The sequence below is a fragment of the Planosporangium mesophilum genome, assembly GCF_016863255.1.
Taxonomy (GTDB): domain Bacteria; phylum Actinomycetota; class Actinomycetes; order Mycobacteriales; family Micromonosporaceae; genus Planosporangium; species Planosporangium mesophilum.
The window spans coordinates 15001-36549 of record NZ_BOON01000040.1 but is presented as its reverse complement, the minus strand read 5'-3'; the positions used below and the strand labels follow the sequence as shown (position 1 = coordinate 36549).

Annotated in this window: 22 protein-coding genes; 13 read left to right on the top strand and 9 right to left on the bottom strand. The window is 70.2% G+C overall.

What is annotated here, in order from left to right; all coding sequences use genetic code 11:
- The first annotated feature begins 249 nt into the window (after positions 1–249).
- The gene (locus tag Pme01_RS21210) at positions 250–1173 is read left to right on the top strand and encodes a phosphatase PAP2 family protein (RefSeq protein WP_420850489.1); all 924 of its coding nucleotides are present in this window, start codon (positions 250–252) and stop codon (positions 1171–1173) included.
- 4 nt (positions 1174–1177) lie between these two features.
- Here Pme01_RS21210 and Pme01_RS21205 read toward each other — a convergent pair whose 3' ends face one another.
- Entirely contained in the window at positions 1178–1939 is a 762-nt protein-coding gene (locus Pme01_RS21205; RefSeq protein ID WP_168114341.1) for a FadR/GntR family transcriptional regulator, read from the bottom strand.
- A gap of 155 nt (positions 1940–2094) precedes the next feature.
- Here Pme01_RS21205 and Pme01_RS21200 point away from each other — a divergent pair, with 155 nt between their 5' ends.
- Genes Pme01_RS21200 through Pme01_RS21165 form a run of 8 tightly spaced genes read left to right on the top strand, consistent with a single transcriptional unit; the run spans position 2095 to position 9516 of the window.
- Positions 2095–3387, top strand: coding sequence for an ABC transporter substrate-binding protein (locus Pme01_RS21200; RefSeq protein WP_168114340.1), 1293 nt, complete (start codon positions 2095–2097; stop codon positions 3385–3387).
- A gap of 59 nt (positions 3388–3446) precedes the next feature.
- The gene (locus tag Pme01_RS21195) at positions 3447–4376 is read left to right on the top strand and encodes a carbohydrate ABC transporter permease (RefSeq protein WP_203935778.1); all 930 of its coding nucleotides are present in this window, start codon (positions 3447–3449) and stop codon (positions 4374–4376) included.
- A complete protein-coding gene (locus tag Pme01_RS21190) occupies positions 4373–5188 on the top strand; it encodes a carbohydrate ABC transporter permease (RefSeq protein WP_168114339.1) in 816 nt (271 codons plus the stop codon). The genes Pme01_RS21195 and Pme01_RS21190 overlap by 4 nt, the downstream gene beginning before the upstream one ends.
- 4 nt (positions 5189–5192) lie before the next feature.
- A complete protein-coding gene (gene dgoD, locus Pme01_RS21185) occupies positions 5193–6344 on the top strand; it encodes a galactonate dehydratase (RefSeq protein WP_168114338.1) in 1152 nt (383 codons plus the stop codon).
- 5 nt (positions 6345–6349) lie between these two features.
- Complete coding sequence (locus Pme01_RS21180; protein WP_168114337.1) at positions 6350–6985, top strand: bifunctional 4-hydroxy-2-oxoglutarate aldolase/2-dehydro-3-deoxy-phosphogluconate aldolase; 636 nt, start codon at positions 6350–6352, stop codon at positions 6983–6985.
- Positions 6982–7938, top strand: coding sequence for a sugar kinase (locus Pme01_RS21175; protein ID WP_168114336.1), 957 nt, complete (start codon positions 6982–6984; stop codon positions 7936–7938). The genes Pme01_RS21180 and Pme01_RS21175 overlap by 4 nt, the downstream gene beginning before the upstream one ends.
- Positions 7939–7972: 34 nt before the next feature.
- The gene (gene manD, locus Pme01_RS21170; RefSeq protein ID WP_168114335.1) at positions 7973–9202 is read left to right on the top strand and encodes a D-mannonate dehydratase ManD; all 1230 of its coding nucleotides are present in this window, start codon (positions 7973–7975) and stop codon (positions 9200–9202) included.
- 26 nt (positions 9203–9228) lie between these two features.
- Positions 9229–9516, top strand: coding sequence for a hypothetical protein (locus tag Pme01_RS21165; RefSeq protein ID WP_168114334.1), 288 nt, complete (start codon positions 9229–9231; stop codon positions 9514–9516).
- A 148-nt stretch (positions 9517–9664) separates the two neighbouring features.
- On the opposite strand, the gene Pme01_RS21160 is transcribed toward Pme01_RS21165, so the two are convergent.
- Together Pme01_RS21160 and Pme01_RS21155 are read right to left on the bottom strand one after the other, a co-directional pair.
- On the bottom strand, positions 9665–10222 hold the full coding sequence (locus Pme01_RS21160) for a dihydrofolate reductase family protein (protein WP_168114333.1): 558 nt from the start codon (positions 10220–10222) through the stop codon (positions 9665–9667).
- 248 nt (positions 10223–10470) lie between these two features.
- On the bottom strand, positions 10471–11778 hold the full coding sequence (locus Pme01_RS21155) for a helix-turn-helix domain-containing protein (RefSeq protein WP_203935788.1): 1308 nt from the start codon (positions 11776–11778) through the stop codon (positions 10471–10473).
- A gap of 271 nt (positions 11779–12049) precedes the next feature.
- On the opposite strand from Pme01_RS21155, the gene Pme01_RS21150 reads away from it, so the two are divergent.
- Positions 12050–12334, top strand: a complete 285-nt coding sequence (locus tag Pme01_RS21150; protein WP_168114332.1) for a hypothetical protein — start codon at positions 12050–12052, stop codon at positions 12332–12334.
- A 227-nt stretch (positions 12335–12561) separates the two neighbouring features.
- On the opposite strand, the gene Pme01_RS21145 is transcribed toward Pme01_RS21150, so the two are convergent.
- The 5 genes from Pme01_RS21145 to Pme01_RS21125 form a co-directional block, all read right to left on the bottom strand.
- Positions 12562–13227 carry a hypothetical protein gene (locus Pme01_RS21145; RefSeq protein ID WP_168114331.1) on the bottom strand — a complete coding sequence of 222 codons (666 nt, stop codon included), beginning with the start codon at positions 13225–13227 and terminating at the stop codon, positions 12562–12564.
- Complete coding sequence (locus Pme01_RS21140; protein WP_168114330.1) at positions 13224–14492, bottom strand: hypothetical protein; 1269 nt, start codon at positions 14490–14492, stop codon at positions 13224–13226. The genes Pme01_RS21145 and Pme01_RS21140 overlap by 4 nt, the downstream gene beginning before the upstream one ends.
- Complete coding sequence (locus tag Pme01_RS21135) at positions 14489–15211, bottom strand: ATP-binding cassette domain-containing protein (RefSeq protein ID WP_168114329.1); 723 nt, start codon at positions 15209–15211, stop codon at positions 14489–14491. The genes Pme01_RS21140 and Pme01_RS21135 overlap by 4 nt, the downstream gene beginning before the upstream one ends.
- A 69-nt stretch (positions 15212–15280) precedes the next feature.
- Positions 15281–15814, bottom strand: coding sequence for a hypothetical protein (locus Pme01_RS21130; protein ID WP_168114328.1), 534 nt, complete (start codon positions 15812–15814; stop codon positions 15281–15283).
- 268 nt (positions 15815–16082) lie between these two features.
- On the bottom strand, positions 16083–17912 hold the full coding sequence (locus Pme01_RS21125; protein ID WP_168114327.1) for a right-handed parallel beta-helix repeat-containing protein: 1830 nt from the start codon (positions 17910–17912) through the stop codon (positions 16083–16085).
- Between the two features lie 488 nt (positions 17913–18400).
- Here Pme01_RS21125 and Pme01_RS21120 point away from each other — a divergent pair, with 488 nt between their 5' ends.
- Together Pme01_RS21120 and Pme01_RS21115 are read left to right on the top strand one after the other, a co-directional pair.
- On the top strand, positions 18401–18841 hold the full coding sequence (locus tag Pme01_RS21120; RefSeq protein WP_168114326.1) for a DUF6069 family protein: 441 nt from the start codon (positions 18401–18403) through the stop codon (positions 18839–18841).
- 47 nt (positions 18842–18888) lie between these two features.
- Complete coding sequence (locus Pme01_RS21115) at positions 18889–19455, top strand: MFS transporter (RefSeq protein WP_168114325.1); 567 nt, start codon at positions 18889–18891, stop codon at positions 19453–19455.
- Between the two features lie 43 nt (positions 19456–19498).
- On the opposite strand, the gene Pme01_RS21110 is transcribed toward Pme01_RS21115, so the two are convergent.
- Entirely contained in the window at positions 19499–20479 is a 981-nt protein-coding gene (locus Pme01_RS21110; RefSeq protein ID WP_168114324.1) for an aldo/keto reductase, read from the bottom strand.
- A gap of 63 nt (positions 20480–20542) precedes the next feature.
- On the opposite strand from Pme01_RS21110, the gene Pme01_RS21105 reads away from it, so the two are divergent.
- Positions 20543–21535 carry a helix-turn-helix domain-containing protein gene (locus Pme01_RS21105; protein ID WP_168114323.1) on the top strand — a complete coding sequence of 331 codons (993 nt, stop codon included), beginning with the start codon at positions 20543–20545 and terminating at the stop codon, positions 21533–21535.
- The last annotated feature ends 14 nt before the right edge of the window (positions 21536–21549 follow it).

Genomic DNA, 21549 nt, shown 5'->3' with positions numbered 1-21549 from the left:
GTTACGTAACAAACCGCTACATAGTAGGCGAGCAGTTGTCGGCGGCGACAAGCCGGCCTTTGGGCTCGTCGGGTTCCTCCGGGCCGCGACCTTCCACAGGCCCGGCATGTACCACAATCTGCGTCCTGGAGGGCTTGCGGCGGGCGACAACGGCATGGTCGACGGTTGGACACCTCGTACCGAGATCTTCGGCGTTGTCCGGTAGGACTGGCCCGTTTGACGGAACGAGGAATCGGAGACTCTATGCGCATGCGTAGATGGCCGGTCGGTCTGGTTATGTGGTTGCTCGTCCTCGCCGGTGCCGAGCTGGCGTGCTTCGCGGCGATCTGCCACTTCTTCGTGCGAACCGAACACGGGCAGATGCTCGACCTGGTGGCGTTGACCGGCAACACAGTCGGACAGTCCCGGGTCGAGGGTCCGGTGGACACCATCCTCAACACCATGTCGGCGCTGTCGCTGGCGATCGCCACGGCGGTGGTCGGCTTCATCGCGCTGATCCGGCGCCGGGTCGCGCTCGCGGTCGGCGCCATCCTCCTCGTGGGCGGCGCCAACGTGACGACCCAGCTCCTCAAGCAGATCATCTACCGGCCCGAACTGGGCGTCGACATGGAGCGCGCGGCGGCCGGCAACAGCCTGCCCAGCGGGCACACCACGATCGCCGCCTCGGTGGCGGTCGCGCTCATCCTGGTGCTGCCGGCCCGGCTGCGCGGAGTCGGCGGCGTACTCGGCGCTCTGTTCGCCGCGGTCGCCGGGGTCGCGACCCTCTCGGCCGGCTGGCACCGCCCCAGCGACGCGATCGCCGCCCTCCTGATCGTCGGTGCCTGGGCGTGCGCCGCCGGGGTCTTCATCGTCATCGCGCAGCACCATCACGGCGGCGTCGAGTACGGGCCGGCGAACCGGTTCGCGGTGCGCGCCCTCGCCGTCGCCGGCCTCGTGCTGCTGGCCGGCTGCGGTGTCGCGGTGATGCTGACCGAACAGGTGCTGTCGACCCCGCCCGACGAGTTGAGCCGGCTCCGGCTGCTGACGGCCTACGCCGGGGGCGCGATGGGCATCGCCGGCACGGCCGGCCTCGTCCTGGCGTTCGTCCTCGCGACCGTTCACCGGGTCGTGCCACAGCTCGTGCCGCCGCCCGTCGAGGAAGCCGACCGGGAGATGGCGGCCGTGGCGGGCTGACCCGTCAGTCCCGCCGGGGCTCGCCCGCCTGCTCCCAGATGGACTTCATCTCGTTGAGGGCCTGCTCCATGATGTGCACCATCGCCTCCCTCGCCCGCCCGCCGTCGTGGCGCAGGATCGCCTGCGCCACGTCGGCGTGGTGCTGGAGCGCCTGCTCGTCAGGGTGGTGCGGCATCAGCTCGTAGTGGTGGCGGCCGGTGAGCACCTCCGCCACGAGTTCCTGCAGCTTGACGAACATCTCGTTGCCGGAGCTGATCAGCACCTGCCGGTGGAACTCGATGTCGAGCCGCAGGAACTCGTCCTGGTTGCCGGCCTTGCCCGCCGCCCACATCTTCGCGGCGAGTCCGACCAGGTCGCTCGCCGCGTCCGGAGTGGCGCGCTCGGCCGCGAGGGAGGCCGCCTGCGGCTCGACCGCGGTGCGCAGTTCAGTCAGGGAACGGAGTTGCGCAATTCGGTCACCGGACGCCAGCCGCCACCGGATAAGCTGCGGGTCGAAGACGTTCCACGAGCTGGCGGGGCGGATCTGGGTGCCCACCCGGCGCCGGGTGTCGACGAGCCCCATCGACGCCAGGACCCGCAGCACCTCACGGACGACCGACCGGGACACGGCGTACCGGTCGACCAGCTCGTCGATGTAGAGGACGGAACCCGCCACCAACCGACCCGAGCAGATCGCCGTGCCGAGCTGCTCGAGCAGGCGTGCGTGCAGTCCTGTCTGGGCGGCGCCAGGTGAGGGGTCGACGTCTGCCAACGGCGGGGTAGCCATCGACAAAACATACCAGTCACGTAAAGGTTCTTGCATACGTCAGATTTATTGGCCTAGCATCCCCGCATTAGGCGGATGTATTGGACACATGGCGCCGGTGTTACGGCAGGGCAGGCGCGCTGAGAGGCCAGCCTCGACAGAAGTAGGAGATGCGCATGTTGCGTCGGTCGGTCATAGGAGGGTCGCTGGCCGTGGCCGTGGCCATCGGCCTGTCGGCCTGTGGCGGTAGCGGTGGCGGCGAGGGCGACACCGGGTCGAAGACGGTTCGCGTGACGCTCGCGAACCACGTCTGGACCGAGAACCTCAAGAAGGCGCTGCCCGCGTTCGAGAGTCAGAGCGGCCTCAAGGTCGAGATCACCCAGCTCGGTGAGGACCAGCTCTCGGACCAGTACAACGTCAAGCTGAACGCGGGCTCCAGCGACCTCGACGTGATGATGTACCGCCCTCTCCAGGAGGGGAAGCTGTTCGCGAAGAACAAGTACCTGGCCGACCTGTCGGACCAGACCAAGGCGAGCAAGGACTGGGACTTCAGCGACTTCCAGGCCGGCCCGGTGGAGGCCACCTCGTACAAGGGCAAGCCGGTCGGCGTACCGATCATCACCGAGCGTGAGGTGCTCTACTACCGCAAGGACCTGCTGGCCAAGGCCGGCCTGACCGCCCCGCCGAAGACGCTCGACGAGCTCAAGACCGCGGCCGCCGCGGTGAAGGCCGCCGACCCGGGCGTCGCCGGCTTCGTCGCCCGTACCGGTAAGTCCCCGGCGGTCACGCAGTTCTCCAGCTACCTCTACAGCTTCGGTGGCGACTTCGACTCGGGCGGCAAGTCGGCCGTCAACAGCGAGGCAGCCAAGAAGGCGTACGCCTTCTACGGCGGGCTCATCAAGGACAGCGGCCCGGCCAACGTCAGCACCGACATGAGCTGGCCCGAGGCGATGGCGATCTTCACCCAGGGCAAGGCCGCGTTCTACACCGAGGCCGACTCGCTGTACAAGAACGCCACCGACCCGGCCAAGTCGAAGGTCTCCGACACGGTCGGCTTCGCGCCGTTCCCGGCCGGCCCGGCCGGCTCCAAGCCGTACAACATTCCCTCGTGGGCGCTGGGCATCAACGACGCCTCGAAGAACAAGGCCAACGCCTGGAAGTTCATCGCGTGGGCCACCGGCAAGGAGCAGACCCTCGCGCAGCAGAAGTCCGGCGTCCCGAGCGCCCGTACGTCCGTGTGGGCGAACCCGGAGGGCACCGCGACGTACCCGAAGGACCTCGCCGAGGCCATCGCCGCCAGCGCCAAGGGCGGGGTCGGTCACGACCGGCCGCAGGTCGTGAAGGTCGCCCAGGCCCGTGAGATCGTCGGCCAGCCGATCGTGGACGCGATCACCGGCAAGGAGCCCGGCGCCTCCGCGGACACGGCCAACCAGGCCTTCCAGAAGTTCCTGGACGACGAGCAGAAGTAGGCCGACCTCAGGTGGCGGAGCCGACCGCTCCGCCACCTGAGTCGACCTGGAGAGAACTGATGGCTACCGTCACCACACCCGCCCCGGCATCCGACACGTCAGCGTGGTCGCGCTGGGCCAACGACCACCGCAAATGGCTCTTCGCGGCGCCCGCCATGGCGTTCGTCGCCGCGCTCATCGTCTTCCCGCTGGCCTGGACGGTCTACCTCAGCCTGACCGACGCCGAGGGGTCGGTACGGGCCGAGTCCGAGTTCATCGGCTTCAAGAACTACCTCGACGTGCTCTCCGACACCGACCGGTTCTGGCCGGCCGTGGCGCGGACCGTCTCGTTCACCGGTATCGCGCTGCTCTTCGAGGTCGTCGCAGGCATGGGGATCGCCCTGCTGCTGTGGCGGCCGTTCCGCGGTGAGCGGTGGGTACGGGTGGCGATCCTGATGCCGCTGGTGGCCACGCCGGTCGCGGTCGGCATGATGTGGCGCCTCATCTTCGACCCCAACATCGGGATGGCGAACCAACTGCTGGGCTGGGTCGGGATCGGGCCGCAGCCGTGGCTCGCGGGTAAGGCCTCGGCGCTGCCGACGACGATCTTCATCGACATCTGGCAGTGGACCCCGATGGTCGCGCTGATCCTGCTCGCGGGTCTGACCTCCCTGTCGGACGAGCCCCAGGAGGCGGCGCTCATCGACGGCGCCAGCACCTGGCAGCGGTTCCGGCACGTCACCCTGCCGCTGGTGATGCCCACGGTGATCGTGGCGGTCCTGCTGCGCGGCATCGACGCCCTGAAGACGTTCGACATCCTCTACGCCACCAAGGGCAAGGGCGGCGGCTCGTTCCACGAGGTCGAGACGCTCAACGTGTACGCCTACGGGCTCAGCTTCGACTACAACGAGTACGGCGTCTCCTCCACCGTCCTCATCATCTTCTTCCTGATCATTATCGGCTTGATGTGGGCCCTGACGGCCCGCCGGAAGAAGGAGGCCCAGCGATGAAGACCCGTACCCCCTACCGGGTTTTCCGCGTGGTCGCCCTGGTCGTCGTGGTGCTCTCGATGGTGGCGCCGCTGCTGTGGATGGTCGCGGCCTCGTTCAAGACGAACGTCGACATCTACGACTCGAGCAAGGCGCTGGCCTTCTCGCCGACCCTGGAGAACTACACCAAGGTCCTGCAGCAGGCGAACTACGTCCAGTTCATCGGCAACAGCCTGTGGGTCGCGTTCGCGGCCACCGTGCTGTCGCTGATCCTGGGCGTGCCGGCGGCGTACTCGATGAGCCGCTTCAGCATGAAGAAGTCCGCGCTCGTGGTGCTGATGGCACGGGTCATCCCCGGCGTGTCGCTGCTGGTGCCCTGGTACTACGTCTTCTCCAACCTGCGCATGGTCGGCGGCTTCACCGTGCTGATCCTGAGCCACATGTTCGTGTCGCTGCCACTGATCGTGTACATCATGATGGGCTTCTTCGACGGCCTGCCGATGGAGCTCGAGGAGGCCGCGCTGGTCGACGGGTTGACCCACATCGGTGCGTTCCGCCGGATCACGCTGCCGCTGTCCATGCCGGGCATCGCGACCGCCGGGATCCTGTCGTTCATCTTCTCCTGGAACAACTTCATGTTCGCGCTCGTACTGTCCGGGGCCGACACCAAGACGCTCCCGGTCGCGATCTTCGACTTCGTCGGGTACGCGAGCATCGACTGGGGCGGGCTGATGGCCGCGGCGACCGTGGTCACGCTACCGATCATGCTGATCGCGCTGTTCGTCCAGAAGTACGTCGTCTCCGGCCTGACCGCCGGCGCCACCAAGGGCTGAGGGCATGACAACGACAATCACCAGGGTCGAGACGTTCCTCGTCCCGCCGAGGTGGCTCTTCGTCCGGGTCGAGACCGAAGGCGGCATCGTCGGCTGGGGCGAGGCCACCTGCGAGGGGCGGTCGGAGACCGTACGCACCGCCGTGGAGCAGCTCAGCGAGCTCCTGATCGGCCGGGACGCGCTGCGCATCGAAGACCACTGGCAGGTGATGACCAAGGGTTCGTTCTACCGGGGCGGGCCGATCCTCGCCAGCGCGGTGTCAGGGCTCGACCAGGCGCTGTGGGACATCGCCGGCAAGCACTACGGCGCGCCGGTGCACCAGCTGCTCGGCGGCCCGGTCCGGGACCGGATCCGGGTGTACGGCTGGGTCGGCGGTGACGAGCCGAGCGAGGTGCGCGACCACATCGCCGCCCAGGTCGAGGCCGGGCTGACCGCGGTCAAGATGAACGCCTCCGGCCGGATGAGCCCGGTCGCGTCCGTCGCCGAACTCGACGAGGTGGTGCGGCGGGTGGAAGCCGCCCGCGACGTGCTCGGCAACGACCGCGACGTCGCCGTCGACTTCCACGGCCGGTTCACCCTCGCCAACGCCCGCCGGGTCGCGCCGCTGCTGGAGCCGTTCCGGCCGTTCTTCCTCGAGGAGCCGGTGGTACCGGAGAACTCGCACCTCATCGGCGAGTTCGTGCGGTCGACCAGCACGCCGGTGTCCACCGGCGAGCGGCTGTACAGCCGGCAGGAGTTCCTGCCCGTGCTCCAGGCCGGCATCGCGGTCGCCCAGCCGGACCTGTCGCACGCCGGCGGCATCACCGAGGTACGCAAGATCGCCGCACTGGCCGAGGTGTACGACGTGCAGCTCGCGCCGCACTGCCCGCTCGGGCCGCTGGCCCTCGCGGCCTGCCTGCAGGTCGGGTTCGCCACGCCCAACTACCTGATCCAGGAGCAGAGCATCGGCATCCACTACAACCAGGGCGCCGAGGTGCTCGACTACTGCCTGGACAAGACGCCACTGGCCTTCGTGGACGGGCACATCGAGCGGCTGACCGGGCCGGGTCTGGGCATCGAGATCGACGAGCAGGCGGTACGGGAAGCCGACAAGCGCGGTCACGCCTGGCGCGGCCCGGTGTGGCGGCACCCCGACGGCTCGTTCGCGGAGTGGTGAGCGGGATGGCCGTCGACTTCACCGCCCAGCTCGCCGCCGCGCGGATCCTGGCGATCATCCGGGGTACCGACACGGACGCGGCGATCGCGGCCGGACGGGCGCTGCTGGCGTCAGGGGTACACCTCGTCGAGGTGGCGCTGACAACTCCGGGCGCGCTGCGCGCCATCGAGGCGATCCGCTCCGACGCCCCTTCGGGTTCCCTGGTTGGCGCGGGTACCGTGCTCACACCCGCCGCCGTCGCCGACGTCGCCGCGGCGGGGGCGCAGTTCGTGGTGACCCCCGCCGTCGTGGAGTCGATCGCGGAGGCGGCCCGCCGGGGACTGCCGGTCGCGGCCGGTGCGCTCACCCCGACCGAGGCGTACAACGCGATCGCGATGGGCGCGTCCGTGGTCAAGCTGTTCCCGGCGTCACTCGGCGGTCCCGCGTACCTCAAGGCCCTGCGTGACCCCTTCCCGGACATCCCGTTCGCCGCGGTCGGCGGCGTCGGCCTGGACCAGCTGCACGGCTACCTCGACGCCGGCGCGATCGCCGTCGGCGTCGGCAGCCCCCTGGTGGGGGACGCCGCGTCCGGCGGCAGCCTGGACGACCTGCGGGCCCGGGCCCGCGCCTACCTCGCCGCGGTCGCGGAACGGCCGGCATGACCCTGATCCCCGACGTCCTCACCTTCGGCGAGTCCATGGTGTCGCTGCGCTCCGCCGGGCCGCTCGCGGACGGCGGCGCGCTGGGCATGCACCTGGCCGGCGCGGAGTCCAACGTCGCCATCGCCCTGGCCCGGCTCGGCCACCGGTCCGCGTGGGCCGGCCGGGTCAGCGCCGACGAGCTGGGCGAGTACGTGCTGCGCCGGCTGCGCGGCGAGGGCGTCGACACCGGCGGCGCGGTCCGCGACGCCGAGCGGCCGACCGGCCTGATGTTCCTGGAGCAGCGCACCGCCGACCTGACCCGGGTGCAGTACCGCCGGGCCGACTCGGCCGGTTCGGCGCTGGCGGTCGACGACCTGCGCGGGCCGCTGGCCGCCGGCGCCCGCGTCCTGCACCTCACCGGGATCACCCCGGCCCTGTCCGAGAGTGCCCGGCAGGCCACGCTGTGGGCCGCGAAGACCGCGTCGGCCGCGGGCATCCCGGTCTGCCTCGACGTCAACTACCGGGCCCGGCTCTGGTCGCGCGACGAGGCACGGGCGGTCCTGGCGCCGCTGTCGTCGTACGCCTCGATCGTCGTCGCCTCGGAAGACGAGCTGGACCTCGTCGGCGACCCGGGCGCGGACGGCCCCGCAGTCGTTGCCGGCCTGCGCGACCGCGGCGCCGGGACCGTCCTGGTCAAGCTCGGCGCCGCCGGCGCCCGGGCGTACACCCCCGACGGCGTCCACACCGCCGGCGCCCTGGCCGTGACCGCGGTCGACACCGTCGGCGCCGGCGACGCCTTCACCGCCGGGTACCTGTCCGGCCGGCTCGACGGCCTCGACGTCGCCGGTTGCCTGCGCCGCGCGGTCACGCTCGGCGCCTTCGCGGTGTCGAGCCGCGGCGACTGGGAAGGCCTGCCGCGCCGGGACGAACTGTCGATGCTGGACGGCCACGAGCCGGGAAGCACCATCCGCTGAACCACCTCGCAGTAGCACCGCAGAAAGGTACGCCGTGAAGATCGTCAGCGCGGACGTCATCGTGTCCAGCCCCGACCGCAACTTCGTCACCCTCAAGATCACCACCGACGAGGGGCTCACCGGCCTGGGCGACGGCACGCTCAACGGACGTGAACTGTCCGTCGCGTCATACCTGGCCGACCACGTCGTACCGCTGCTGATCGGCCGGGACCCGCACCGCATCGAGGACACCTGGCAGTTCCTGTACCGCTCGGCGTACTGGCGGCGCGGGCCGGTCACGATGGCCGCCATCGCCGCCGTGGACGTGGCGCTGTGGGACATCAAGGCGAAGGCCGCCGGCATGCCCCTGTACCAGCTCCTCGGCGGCGCGTCGCGGACCGGCATCATGGCGTACGGCCACGCCTCCGGCCGCGACCTGCCGGAGCTGTTCGACTCGATCCGCTCGCACCTCGAGATGGGCTACAAGTCGATCCGGGTGCAGACCTCGGTCCCGGGCATCAACGCCGTGTACGGGGTGGCGGCGCAGCCCGGCACCGACGGCAAGCGGTACGACTACGAGCCGGCGCAGCGCACCCCCCTGCCGGCCGAGGAGGACTGGGACACCCGCGCGTACCTGCGCCACCTACCCGGTGTCTTCGAGGCGGTCCGCAACGAGTTCGGCCCCGACCTCCCGCTGCTGCACGACGGCCACCACCGGATGACGCCGATCCAGGCCGCCAGGCTCGGCAAGGCGCTCGAACCGTACGACCTGTTCTGGCTGGAGGACTGCACCCCGGCCGAGAACCAGGAGGCGCTGCGACTGGTCCGCCAGCACACCACCACTCCCCTGGCGATCGGCGAGGTCTTCAACACAGTCTGGGACTACCAGACCCTCATCCGCGAGCAGCTCATCGACTACGTCCGCTCGGCGGTCACCCACACCGGCGGCATCACCGCCATGCGCAAGCTGCTCGACTACGCCGCGCAGTACCAGATCAAGTCGGGTATCCACGGCCCCACCGACATCTCCCCCGTCGGCATGGCCGCCGCGCTGCACCTCGACCTGGCGATCCACAACTTCGGCATCCAGGAGTACATGCAGCACGGGCGGCTCACCAACGAGGTGTTCCGGCAGTCCTTCACGTTCACCGACGGCTACCTGCACCCCGGCGACCAGCCCGGGCTCGGCGTCGAGCTGGACGAGGTGGCGGCCGCCCGGCACCCGTACGTGGCGGCCTACCTGCCGTTCAACCGACTCAAGGACGGCACCGTCCACGACTGGTGACGGCGCCGAGGTCATAGGGTGCGCCCATGACCAATCCCGCCGGCACGATGCCGCCCCGCCCCGACCGGCTCTTCGTCGCTGACGACATCCTGTCCGGCCGGGTCCGGCTTGATGCGTACCCGTTCCGCTACATCCTGATCGGATCGTCACCGTCGCGGGCGGTGGGCGTGGCGTTCGGCGGCCGGTCCGGCGCCAACGCGATGATCGACGTGATTCTCACCGCCGTGGAGTTCCTGGAGGACCACGGGTGGGAACTGGTCAGCATCGACCAGGGCGGCACGGTCGCCTGCATGCGCCGGGCCCCACGCCGCTAGCCACGACAACCTGGCCGTGCTGGCCGGCCGGCCCTCGACCGGGCTCTTCGAAGACGTCCTCGCCTTCGAGGAGTCGTTCGGCGCTGCACGGCGAGCGCAAGGAGGACGCCGCGCTGCCGGTGAGCTGGCGGCGATCGACTCCTGTGATTCAGCGCGCGCGGCGGTAGTGCATGGCCACCGCGCCGTTGCGGAGCGGCTCCGCTGAGAGCAGCTCGAGCCGGCGCGTGCCGGGCAGCCCGCCCTGGTGCAGCGTCGGGCCGTGGCCGGCGATCCTGGGATGGACGAGCATCTTGTACTCGTCGATCAGGTCGAGCCGGTCGAGCTCGGTCGCGAGCTTGCCGCTTCCGAGGAGGACCCCGGCCGGGGTCGCGTCCTTGAGCTTCTGCACGCCCTCGCGCAGATCACCGGCGATGTGGTGGCTGTTGGCCCACGGGAAGTCCTTGCGCGTCGACGACACCACGTACTTGGGTTTGGCCTCCAGCTTGACCGCCCACTCGCGCATGGCCGGCGGCGCCTCCTCGTCGCCGCGGGCGACGGCTGGCCAGTAGCTCTCCATCATCTCGTAGGTGACGCGACCCCACAGCATTGCCCCGCCCTCGTCCATGAGACGGGTGAAGAAGGCGTGCGTCTCGTCGTCGGCGATGCCCTCCTGGTGGTCGACGCAACCGTCCAGGGTGAGGTTGAGGCTGAAGGTAAGCAGTCCCATGGCCGGCGAGTCTAACGCCACTACGGCGTCGGCCCAGGCGGCGTCGCGTCAGCGAGCTCGAGGTGCACGCGCCCCGGGTCCCAAACTCACGCCGAAGGAAGCGCGCCGGAAGACACCAGGACCCAAACTCGCGCTCAGTCGGGATCGCTACTCGCGGCTCAGAACCATGTCATCCAACACCATGAACGTTCGTGGTCACGGCACTAGCGACGACAACCTGGCCGTGCTGGCCGGCCGGGTCTAGCGGATCAGGCTCCGCGACGCATGGCCTCGTACGTCTCGCGCAGATCGCGGGCCTCGAGCAGGCCACGCGACTCGGCCGCTGCCACTACTTCCAGCGCCCGCCAGTGATTCGACGGAACGACGCGGCCGGACTCAAGCGCGTTCTGCGCGTGGGCGCACGCTTCATCGAGCTTTTCGACGGCGAGAAGCGCGAGCGCCAGGTCGAGTTGGGCGGATGCGACCCGGCGGGGCCAGCGTCCAGCGGTCTCGGCGGTCCGCATCCGGTAGATGACCTCCCGCGCGTACGACTCGGCTGCGGGATCCCCGACCCATGCGAGAGTGGTCGCGGTGTACGCGACCGCCTTGCCCGGGTCGTAACGGTAGTGGTGTTCGGGGCGGTCCGGTCTGGGCATGGGCGAGACCAACTTGGCTACCCGGTTGAGCGCGTCAGAGGTCTCCTTGCGCTGTCCCAGTCGTGCCCACGCGCGTCCCTCCTGCGCGGTGGCCTGTACGTGAGCCGAGCTGCCAGGTGGCGCAATCCGTTGCGCTGCTTGGGAAAGCGCGAGCGCATGGGAATAGTCGCCGTCGGTCAGGACGCTCCACGCCTTCGTCTCCAAGCACCACGCATGGATCTCGGCGTGCCCGGCTTGTAGCGCCAGGGCCTGCGCGGTACGCAGATGAGCCCGCGCGGCTCGATGGTGTTTGAGGTCGATGTCGAGCGTGGCGGCCAGCAGCGACAGCCAGCCTCCGACGACCACGAGACGCTGGTGCTCGCCGAGAGTCTTGCGGGCCTCCACGAGACGCGCCACGTACGACAGGTGCCGTCGCACGGCTTGCAGCAGCTCGTCGGGCGGAGTCACCGGGTATCGGGTCGCCAGGTCGTCCACGGCCTGCTCCAACCGGGCCAACGTCTCTTCCCCGACGTCGGTCACCGCGACTCTCCTTGCCAACTCCAGCGACTCAAGCTCTTGATCTGGCGAGCCGTGGTCGAACCGCGTCGATGACGAGCCGTCCGCGATAGCGAGCGCGACCGTATCCAGGCTTCCCCGTGCGGCAAGACCGAGAGTGATTCGCGCATGATCAGGCATGGCACAGCCATCCGCGATGCGCTCCAGGACGTCAATGGCCATGACCTTGCGCCCAGCCATGATGCGACTAACGTAGCCCTGTTCCAGACCGGCCGCGATACCGAGCTGAGTCTGGCTCGCGCCGGTGTACCGCTGGATCAGCTTGAACAGCGCTCCCACGTCGCGGTCGCGTAGCCCGGCCGCAACGTCATCGCGGTGCCAGAATTCGTCCGGCACGCGCAGCGGTTCGAGGCCCCGATTCGGCATGTCCACTCTCGGTCCGCGCAATCCTCTGGCCCGAGCATATGCCGCGTCTTCGCACCGGTCGAGGAATGTCATGTCACGGTGACATGGCCGGCCTACATGGGCCTGCTTCGCTGCTTCCGCGACGGTGTCTCGTACGAAAGACAACCCGCGGTTCCTCGCTCACTAGCAGGCACCGGGGCGGGTGCTGGGCAACGGGGACGGCGTCAGAACCGCCTGCTGCCTTCGACCCCGCTCGCCTCGGTGCCGCTCCATCGATGAGGGGAGACAGGTCGTGAACGCGCCCCAAGCATTGCCCTACGATCCGGACAACCCGCCGATGAACCCGCCCGACGGTTGCGAGAACCGGCTCATGTGGCAACTCGCACGGCGACTGTTCGGCGACCACCGGCCAGGACTGGACGGGTACTGCCTGGCGTGCCGGCCCTACCAGTTCTACCCGTGCGTCGGACGGCAGCTCGCCGACATCGGGCTGGCGGCGGCGTACCACCAACCGGACGGCGCACCCTGGCGCGTGCCACGCGCGGGCACCCGCGATCCGGGTCGGAGCCGGGCATGAGCGTGCTCAAGCCCGGAGACGAGGATCTGCACTACTCCGATGGTTCTCATCGCTGGATGTGCCCGGACCTCAGGCGCGATGAGGACGTCTGGTCGGAGCGGGTCAAGGACCACATGCGAGCGCACGGCTACCGGCGAGACTCCCCTAGCCGATTGATCATCACGCCGGCTCGTCGGCAGGAAACGGAGCACGGATAGACCGGAGCCCCCTTGGACATGCCGCAATCGTCAGAGCATGTCCTCGTTGCGGCGACGGCGGATCGGCGCCACGTACGACGCGAAGGCGGCCAGGTAGATGCCGCCGGCACAGACCACGTCGGCGGTGGTGGCCTGGTCGGTCATGACGGTGGCCCACCAGTAGTAGCCGAGCCCGTTGTTCGGGTACCCGAACAGCATGCAGGCCATCGTGTACGTCAGGGCCGGCAGCCAGGTGAGGTGCGGGTAGCCCAGGGCCAGCACGATCAGCCCCAGCCCGTTGTAGATGAGCAGGTTGCGGACGATCGCGCCCCAGCCCGCCGGCGAGCCGACGAGGATGCCGGCGGTGGTCGCGAGGCCCGCGGCGGTGGTCCAGGCGGCCGCCCAGACCGCCCGCGCCAGCTTGGCCCCCGGCGGGTCGGGCAGCGGCAGCCGGGCGGTGTTGTCGCACGCGATCGCCGCCGCCGCGCCCGCGATGACGGGGAGCAGGAGCAGGGCCGACATCGGTGAGATCAGGCGCACCATGCCGAAGTCGGAGAACGACACCTGGGAGAGTACGAGCGAGCCGACCGCGATGACGGCCAACGTTCTGCCCGCGGTCGCGGTGGAGTGGACGCCGGCCCACGCCCGGAGAACATCCCAGCGGCCGGAGCCGGCACTCGATGCCGGGCCCGGCCGCGTGGCGTTCGGTCGGCTCACAGCCGGGCGTCCAGGCGGCAGTTCGCGAAGTTGTCCAGGACGGTACCGACCTCCTGCGGGCTCAGCAGCTTCGGCGGCATCGGCGTCATGACCTCCTGGACTCCGGCCAGGCTCAACCAGGTGACGAGCAGGGAGAAGTAGTTGAACGTGAACTGCTCCATGTCGACCCCGCCGATGGAGGGGTTCTGGACGAAGTCGCAGTGCGTCGGGTTGAGGATGGCGCTGGCGGCATCCTGCAGGGTGAACCGGCCACCCTCGTAGACCTCGGTCGGCAGGTAGAGCGCGAACACCCCGGGGCCGGTCGGGTGGTAGCTGCGGCTCTCCTCGACGATCCGCTCGGGTACGAACCTCGGGTAACCACGGGCCTGGGCCGCCTCGGCCAGCGTGTTGACCGACCGGGTCACGAGGTCGGCGTACCGGCTGTGCTCGGGGTACAGGCAGATCTGCGGTTTCGTGCCGGTACACGCCGTCGGCGGCTGAGGCGTCGACGTGTACCGCTGGGACGGCAGGGTCGCCGGTGCGACCACGATCGCGGCCACGGCGGCGACGGCCGCTGCCGCCGCGCCGATCGACGGTACGCGTACCCCCGAGCGGGACCGGACCCGCAGGCCGAGGAGGACGGCCGCGGTGGCGATGAACAGGCCGGCCTGCGCGGCCAGGTAACCGGTGTTGAACGACTTGCCGATCATGGTGATGGTCGCCGCGCCCAGGTTCAGCAGCTGGAACGTCGGCTTGCCGGCGAACGCACCGCCGATGACGTAGCTGAGCGCGAACGCGCCGACGCCGCCGACCAGGCCCGCCACCAGGGTGCTGGTGAACCGGCCGATCGCCGATCCCAGGGCGACGTACCAGACGATGCCCAGGCACTGGACGAGCGCGCCGGCCAGCAGCGACCACCAGCTCACGCTGGGCTGCGAGACCCCGCCGGCGACCAGGGCGACCACGATCGTGGCCAGGTGCAGGCAGACCAGGGGTACGGCGCACCAGGCCGCGGCGCGCAGGTATGCCCATCCGGGCCGGGCGACCGACAGTACGAGGTGGATGTTGCCCGGTCGGGACAGTCGGGCCGCGTCGATCGCGGCGACGCCGGCGCACGCGGGGCCGATGATGAACAGCGAGATCGCGAACCAGTCGACGGTCCACAGCCCCTCGCCGCGCCACGGCGCGCCGCGCAGCAGGAAGTTCGTCACCTCCATGCCGAGGGCCGGTACGACCAGCCAGGGACCGAGCAGGGTGCGCAGCGCGTACCGGATCCGCGACGTCATGCCGAGGCTCCCATCAGGTTCGCGATCGACCGCTCCAGGTCGGTGTCGCCGGGCGCGTCCGGAGTCGCGCGCTGCTCCAGACCGGCCACGTCCCCGTCGAACACGACCGTGCCCTCGGACAGGACGACCACCCGGTCGGCGAGTCCGCGGATGTCCTCGACCAGGTGGGTCGAGACGATGACCACCTGGTCGCCGCCGAGGTTGGCGATCGTCTCCCGCAGCCCGATGCGCTGCCGGGGGTCGAGGCCCACGGTGGGCTCATCCAGCAGGAGGAGGGCGGGGTCGTGCACGATCGCGTGGGCGATGCCCAGCCGCCGCCGCATACCACCGGAGAGGCTGCGTACGGTCGCGGTCCGCTGCTCTGCCAGCCCGACCCGCGACAGCGCGTTGGTGACCGCCTGCTTTCTGGCCGCCGACGGGACCTTCTGCAGCCACGCCACGTAGGTCAGGAACTCCTCGCACGTCGCCGCCGGGGGCAGGGTCGGCTCCTGCGGCAGGTACCCCAGGGCCGCCCGGCTGTCGCCCGACTCCAGGCGGACGGTCCCCGAGGTCGGCCGGTCCACTGTGGCCGCGAGCCGGAAGAACGTCGACTTGCCCGCGCCGTTTGCTCCCACGAGGCACGTCACGCCCGCGGAGATATCCAGGCTCAGCGGCCCCAGCCGGAATCCGTTGTTATAGGTCTTCGTCAACTCTTCGCAGACGAGGCGGTTCGCGCTCATACCAGTCGGTTCTCTTCCGTTACGCGGGGCCCGGCCGCCGGGAACGCTTCCCGGCGGCCGGGGATGTGCTCAGTAGGGCTCGCCCTGGGTGTAGGTGGTTCCGCTGCACGGGTCAGTGCGGACCGGGACGTCCAGGCAGACCCGCTGCTGCGCCCGCGCGGTGTTCCCGCTCGCGTCGGTCGCGGTACTGAAATCGAGCCACTGGCCGCCCGTCACGTTGGAGTGCGTGCTCTCCTTCGACGTGTAGTTGTAGAAGGAGGCGGTGCAGCTCGTGTACTCAGGCGCGTAGCAGATACCGGCGTTCGACTGGGTCATCATCCAGCCGTACTTCTTGTGATTGTCCGCGTTGGAGTACCAGTAGTAGCCCGAGGTGTACGACCGGGTGCCCTGGGAGTTGTCGACCACCCGCCATTTCCCGTACCCCTTCGCCGTGCTGCCGTACCCGGACGCGGTCAGGGGGCTGGAACTGGAATTCCAGTTGACCCAGGTGCCCTTCGCCGCCGCCTGGGCAGGCGCCGCCGCCGTGAAGGCGAGTGCGCCACCGGCCGCGACCGAGAGGAACGCGACGCCAAATTTCCTTGATAAACTTCTCACTGCCCTCATGTCCATCCTTTCGCCGGGAGCAGAGGGTCGGGGCGGGCATTGCGCCAACAATGCCCGCCCACTTGATCTAACGAGGTGGATGCTAACAAGCAGTTGACCACCTTGGAGTCTTTCAATTCTTGGCCGATCGGCCACCCCGGAAAGACGGTCGCCCTACAGGTGGATTGCGGGTCTCGGCAACAAAGAAACCCACTGCCGGAAACTTCCGCCCACGAATGCTCCAGTGGGCGTTTCCGCATTACTTTCAGTACTGGCTAGGTAACCGCAATTAGCGAGCGGTGGCGAGGCTGTCGTTGTCGCCCCAATGGCCGCCGGACGGCTCCGTGTCGAAACGAGCGGCCCGGATAGCGTTGCCGTCCAGGTTGTTGTCGTCGACCCAGCCCGACGCGCAGGTACCGCTGTCGGTGATCCACAGCCCGTAGCACTGGGTCTTACGACGCTGGCTGTCCCAGATCCGGTTGCCCCGGATCGTGGGGCGGTCGGTGGCGCAGTCCAGGGTGATCCCGGCGCGCGGATCCGGTGCGCCGGGCAGGCTGTACCCGACACCCCTGGCCGGAGGCCCCGCCGCCCACGCCGTCGTCGCGCCGGGACGGAACGGAGCGAGGTGCAGCTCGGTGGGGCTGTTGCCGATGACGATCGCGCGCTGCGAGCCCACCGTCACCGGCTTGCCCACGTGCCCGTCGGGGATCCAGTGGGCACCCGCGTCCAGCATGGACATCTCCGTGTACGAGACGCCGGACCCTCCCCCGGACCCGCACGGCGCGCAGCGCCGGCCGTTGTCGAGCACCCGGTTGTCGACCAGCGTGGCGTCGACGGTGGCCGCACCGGTACGAATTCCGTCGAGGGCGTTGTTGTCGATCTCGTTGCTGTCCAGGACGATCAGCGCGGCGGGTTCCTGGTCGCCGATGGACAGGTTGTACTGCCAGTACCCGTAGCAGCCGTTGCCGCTGATGCGATTACCGCGGAAGGTGTACCGGCCGGGGGTGTTGCCGACTACCAGCCCGTGGCGGACGTTGCGGTCGATGACGCAGTCGGTCACGATCCCCTTGCGCCCACCGACCCGGGTGGTGCCGTGGGCCGAGATGTCGAATCCGGCCACGTGGTTGGCGGTCAGCGTGCAGGCCGAGACGATCATCCCGTCGGCGCCCCAGTCGGAGATGCCGAAGTGGTTGTCCTCGGCGTGGCAGCCGACGATGCGGATGCCCCGGGGTGGCGTCCAGTAGCGCTTCTGCAGCTCGACGAAGAACCCGTTGGTACCATTGCCGACGGCCGTACAGCCGCTCATCGTGAGCCGCTCGACCGGGCCCCAGCCACCGATACCGATGCCGAACCCGGCTCCGCCGATCCCCGTACCGCTGTTCAGCCGGCCGCACCCCTCGACGACGACCCCCTCGATCATGGTGTCCTGCAGGAAGTCGCAGCCGAGGCCGCTGGCCGCGGTGTCGTGGATGTACAGCTCACGGAAGTGTCCTCGCAGCACGTACTGCAGCCCCAGCCCCTTCGCGAGCACGTTGTACGTGGGGCTCTCCACCCCGGAGCCATCGATCTCGAAGCGCGCGAACGTGCAGTCGGCGACGTGGTTGTCGCGGCTCGCGCCGTGCTCCAGCGTGGTGAAGAAGGCCAACGGGGACGGGTCGGTCGGCCTACCGGGGTTCGACAACAGGAACCGGGTCACCCCGGGGCCAGCGCCGACCAGCGATACGCCGCTGCGCCACACGGTGCCGGCGTCGCGCATCGAGTACGCACCGGGCGGGCAGTAGATGACACGCCCCAGACCGTCGGCGTCGTACGCCTCGCCGAGCGCGTCGACCAGCGCCTGCAGTGCGGGTTGGTCGTTGGTGACGCCGTCACCGGCCAGGCCGCCGTCGCGGGCGTTGACCACCGCCGGGCCCGCGACGTCGGTCACCGGGGCCGTGGTCGCCGGGGCCGTGGTCACCGGGGCCGTGGTCGCCGGCGCGGGCCGCGCCTGAGCGGCGCCGCTTCCCCAGACGCCGGCGGCCCCGCCGAGGACGGCCAGGCCCGCCGTGGTCAGGAAGCGCCGCCGGTCCAGCTGCGGGCGCTGCGCTCGCTGTGCCGGCTGCGCCGTGGTCGCGCGCATGTCACTCTCCTGTCGCCGAAGCCGGGTACGCAACGGCGGGCGAGAGTGACCAAGGCGCACGCAGACCGGCCGGGGCCGCGAACTGCGCGACCTCGGCCGCCGGTCTCCTTGCCGGACGGGCGGTCAGTTCGTGCCGGACACCCGGAGGCGTCGACGCCCGCCGTACCGATCCAGTCCGATTACCAGCTAACTCATCCGCGATTCCCAGGTTGGCAGCGCGCAAACGCCGACGGCGGCTCCGGCTCCTCGGTGCGCGGCCGTGCAACGAGCTGGCCGTTACACGTACGCGACGTGCGCCGCACGCAGCGCAGTCGCGGAGGAGGAGCAGCCCGAGCGCGGTCACGCCGAGCAGGTGCGGGCCCCGCCCCAGAAAAACTTTGGCGGTCGTGTCGATTCCGGTCGACGCGGTTCGACGTCCAGGTGAAGGCCCGCACCGAACGGGCCGCCCCGGACCGGGTACCGACCCGCCTACGACGAGGAGCGCCACCATGACCGCCACGTCCGTCCCCGCCTCGACCGCCACCACCGACGCACGCCGCCGGCGCCGGCTGACCCGGGCCGCCTCGGTCATCGGAGCCTCGTGCCTGACGAGCGCGATCTTCGCGATCGGCAGGGCAGCGGGCACCGACTTCACGATCACCGACCCCGGCCCCGACGGTCAGTCGCACACCTTCGTACTCCCGGAGATCGCGATCATCACGCTGATCATCGGCCTCGCCGGCTGGGCGACGCTCGCCGTCCTCGAGCGGTTCACCTCCCGTGCCCGGGTCATCTGGATCGCTCTGGCCACCGTGATCGTGCTGCTGTCGCTCCCGCCGATCTGGATCGAGCAGGCCACGACCGGCACGCGGGCCCTGCTGGCCGTCATCCACGTGGCCGTCGGGCTGGCGCTGATCCCGATGGTGCGGGTCCCGGCCCGTCGCGGCTGAGCCCCCGTGGCGACCGGCTGCTGCTCGGGATCATCACCATGGTCGCCGTGACCAACCTGCTCGACCAGGGACTGATCGAGGTGATGCTGCCGGTCTGGGTACGCGACGAGGTCGGCTCGGCCGGCGCGCTCGGCGTCATCGTCGGGGTCGGGGGCCTCGGCGCCGTCCTGGGCAACCTGGTCGGCGCCTGGCTCGGGCCACGGGTGTCCCGGCGGACGCTCTACACCGTCGGCTTCATCCTGGGCGGCGCACCACGGTTCTTCGTACTCGCGATGACCGGAGCGCTGACACCGGTCCTTGCCGTCGTCGGAGTCGCTGAGGTGTTCGCCGGTTCACTGAACGCGGTGATCGGGGCGACGGCGTACGAGCGGATCCCCGAGGAGCTGCGGGCCCGCGTCCTCGGCACGGTAAAGGCCAGCGCCTGGATCGGCATCCCGTTCGGCGCCCTGCTCGGCGGGTACGCCGTCGAGACCCTCGGCGTCCGCGCGGCGCTGCTCGTATTCGGCGCCGCGTACCTGCTCACCACGCTGGCGCCCGTCGTCTTTCCGGCCTGGCGCCAGCTGCGCCGGCCCGACCCGGTCCCGATCGACGAACACCAGCCGATCGCGACCTGACAGCACCGGGCGCCCGGGTCCGAACCCGGGCGCCCTCCCCCGCTCACCAGGCCCAGGCCTCCGGGCCCGGGCCGCCCTTGCCGATCGGCGGGAACAGACGGTCCAGCCGGGCAAGGGTGTCGGTGGACAGTTCGGTACCCAGTGCGGCGAGGGCCGCGTCCAGTTGCCCGGCCGTCCGCGGACCGATGATCGGGGCGGTCACCCCGGGCCGGGACAGCAGCCAGGCGAGCGCGACCGTCGTCGGCTCCTCGCCGAGTTCGGCGCAGAGTTCCTCGTACCCTTCGATGGTGGCGCGGTGCGGTTCGACCCGCTCGGCGGCGTGCAGAACGGCCCGGCCGGTGGAGTCCTCCCGCTGTTTGCGCAGCGCGCCGGAGAGCGCACCGAAGTGCAGTGGCGAGTACGGCAGGATCCCGATGCCGAGTTCGATCGCCGCCGGCACCAGCTCCAGCTCCACGTGCCGGGTGATCAGGTTGTACCTGCACTGCTCGGAGACCAGGCCGAGGAAGTTGCGCCGGTCGGCCGCGGCCTGGGCGCGCGCCAGGTGCCAGCCTGCGAAGTTGGACGAGCCGACGTACCTGACCTTGCCCTGGGCGACCAGTACCTCCATCGCCTGCCAGATCTCCTCCCACGGCGTGTCCCGCTGCACGTGGTGCATCTGGTAAAGGTCGATCCAGTCGGTACGCAGCCGGCGCAGCGACGCCTCGCAGGCGGCGATGATGTGCCGGGCGGACAGCCCGCGGTCGTTGGGCCAGTCGCTCATGGGGGCGTAGACCTTGGTGGCCAGCACGACCCGGTCCCGCCGGCCGGCGTTGTCCAACCAGCTGCCGATGTACCGCTCGCTCAGGCCGTCACCGCGCTCGTTGCCGTACATGTTCGCGGTGTCCACGAAGTTCAGGCCCTCGTCGAGGGCCCGGTCCAGGATGGCGTGGCTGGCAGTCTCGTCGAGCAGCCAGCCGAAGTTCATCGTGCCGACGCAGAGCCGACTCACGGTCAGGCCGGTCCGGCCGAGATAGGTGTACTCCATGCCGCGAACGTAGGGCCCTTGATCCGTTCGCCGGTAACCATTCGACCGTGGTCGAATACCGGCGTGATCCACATCGAGTTCGCGCCGGCCGACCTGGTCGGTCTCAGGTTCGCACACTCGCCGCTGGTCGAGGTGGTGACCAGCGGCTTCGCGTTGAACCGGCCGACGACGTTCTGGATGTACGACTCCTGGCGAGCGCGGGTACGGCCACGGCTGAGTGGTGCGGGCCTGGGGACCCTGCAGGCCGTGGTCGCCGCCCCGACCTGCTACGTACCCGACTTTCTGACCCCGGTGCCGGCCACCGCCCGGCCCAGCCTGGACGAGGAGTTGCGGGTGGTGGCCGCGACCCCGCTGGACCGGGTCGCCGCCGAGGTCGACGCCGCCTGGGCCGGGCACCCGGCGCCACCGGAGATCCGCCGGTTCGGTACCGACCCGGCGGCCGCGCTAGCCGAGCTGGTCCGGCAGGTCCGGCGGTACTTCGAGCTTGCGGTCGCGCCGGTCTGGCCGCGGCTGTGCGCCGCGGTCGAGGGCGAGATCGCACACCGGGCACTGGCAGCCGCCGAACGCGGGCCAGGGGCGCTGCTCGCCGACCTGCATCCGAAGCTGGACTGGGACGGATCGGCCCTGCGACTCGGGTACGCCAAGAGCGGGCACTGGGGCCTGGACGGACATCCGCTGGCCCTGCTGCCGGCCGGGTTCGCCGGCCCGGTGGTGCACACCATGACCGAAGGCCGGACGGGCCGGGCGCTCTGGTACCCGCCGCGCGGCTACGGCCGCGTCTGGGATCCACCGGAGCGGGTCGAGCCCTCCACGGCGCTGGCCGGTCTGCTCGGTCCGACCCGTGCCGCGGTGCTCACCCTGCTGGCCGCGCCCTCCAGTACCGGTGAGGTGGCGAGCGCCCTCGGCCTGGCCCCGGCGACCGCCTCGCACCATCTGACCGCGCTGCGGGACGCCGGCCTGGTGGTCGGCGAGCGGGTCGGCAGGCGACTGCGCTACCTGCGTACCGGACTCGGCGAGCAACTCGCCGGTGCCGGTACCACGGTCGAGCGACCTTGAGCCGCCGCTGCCGG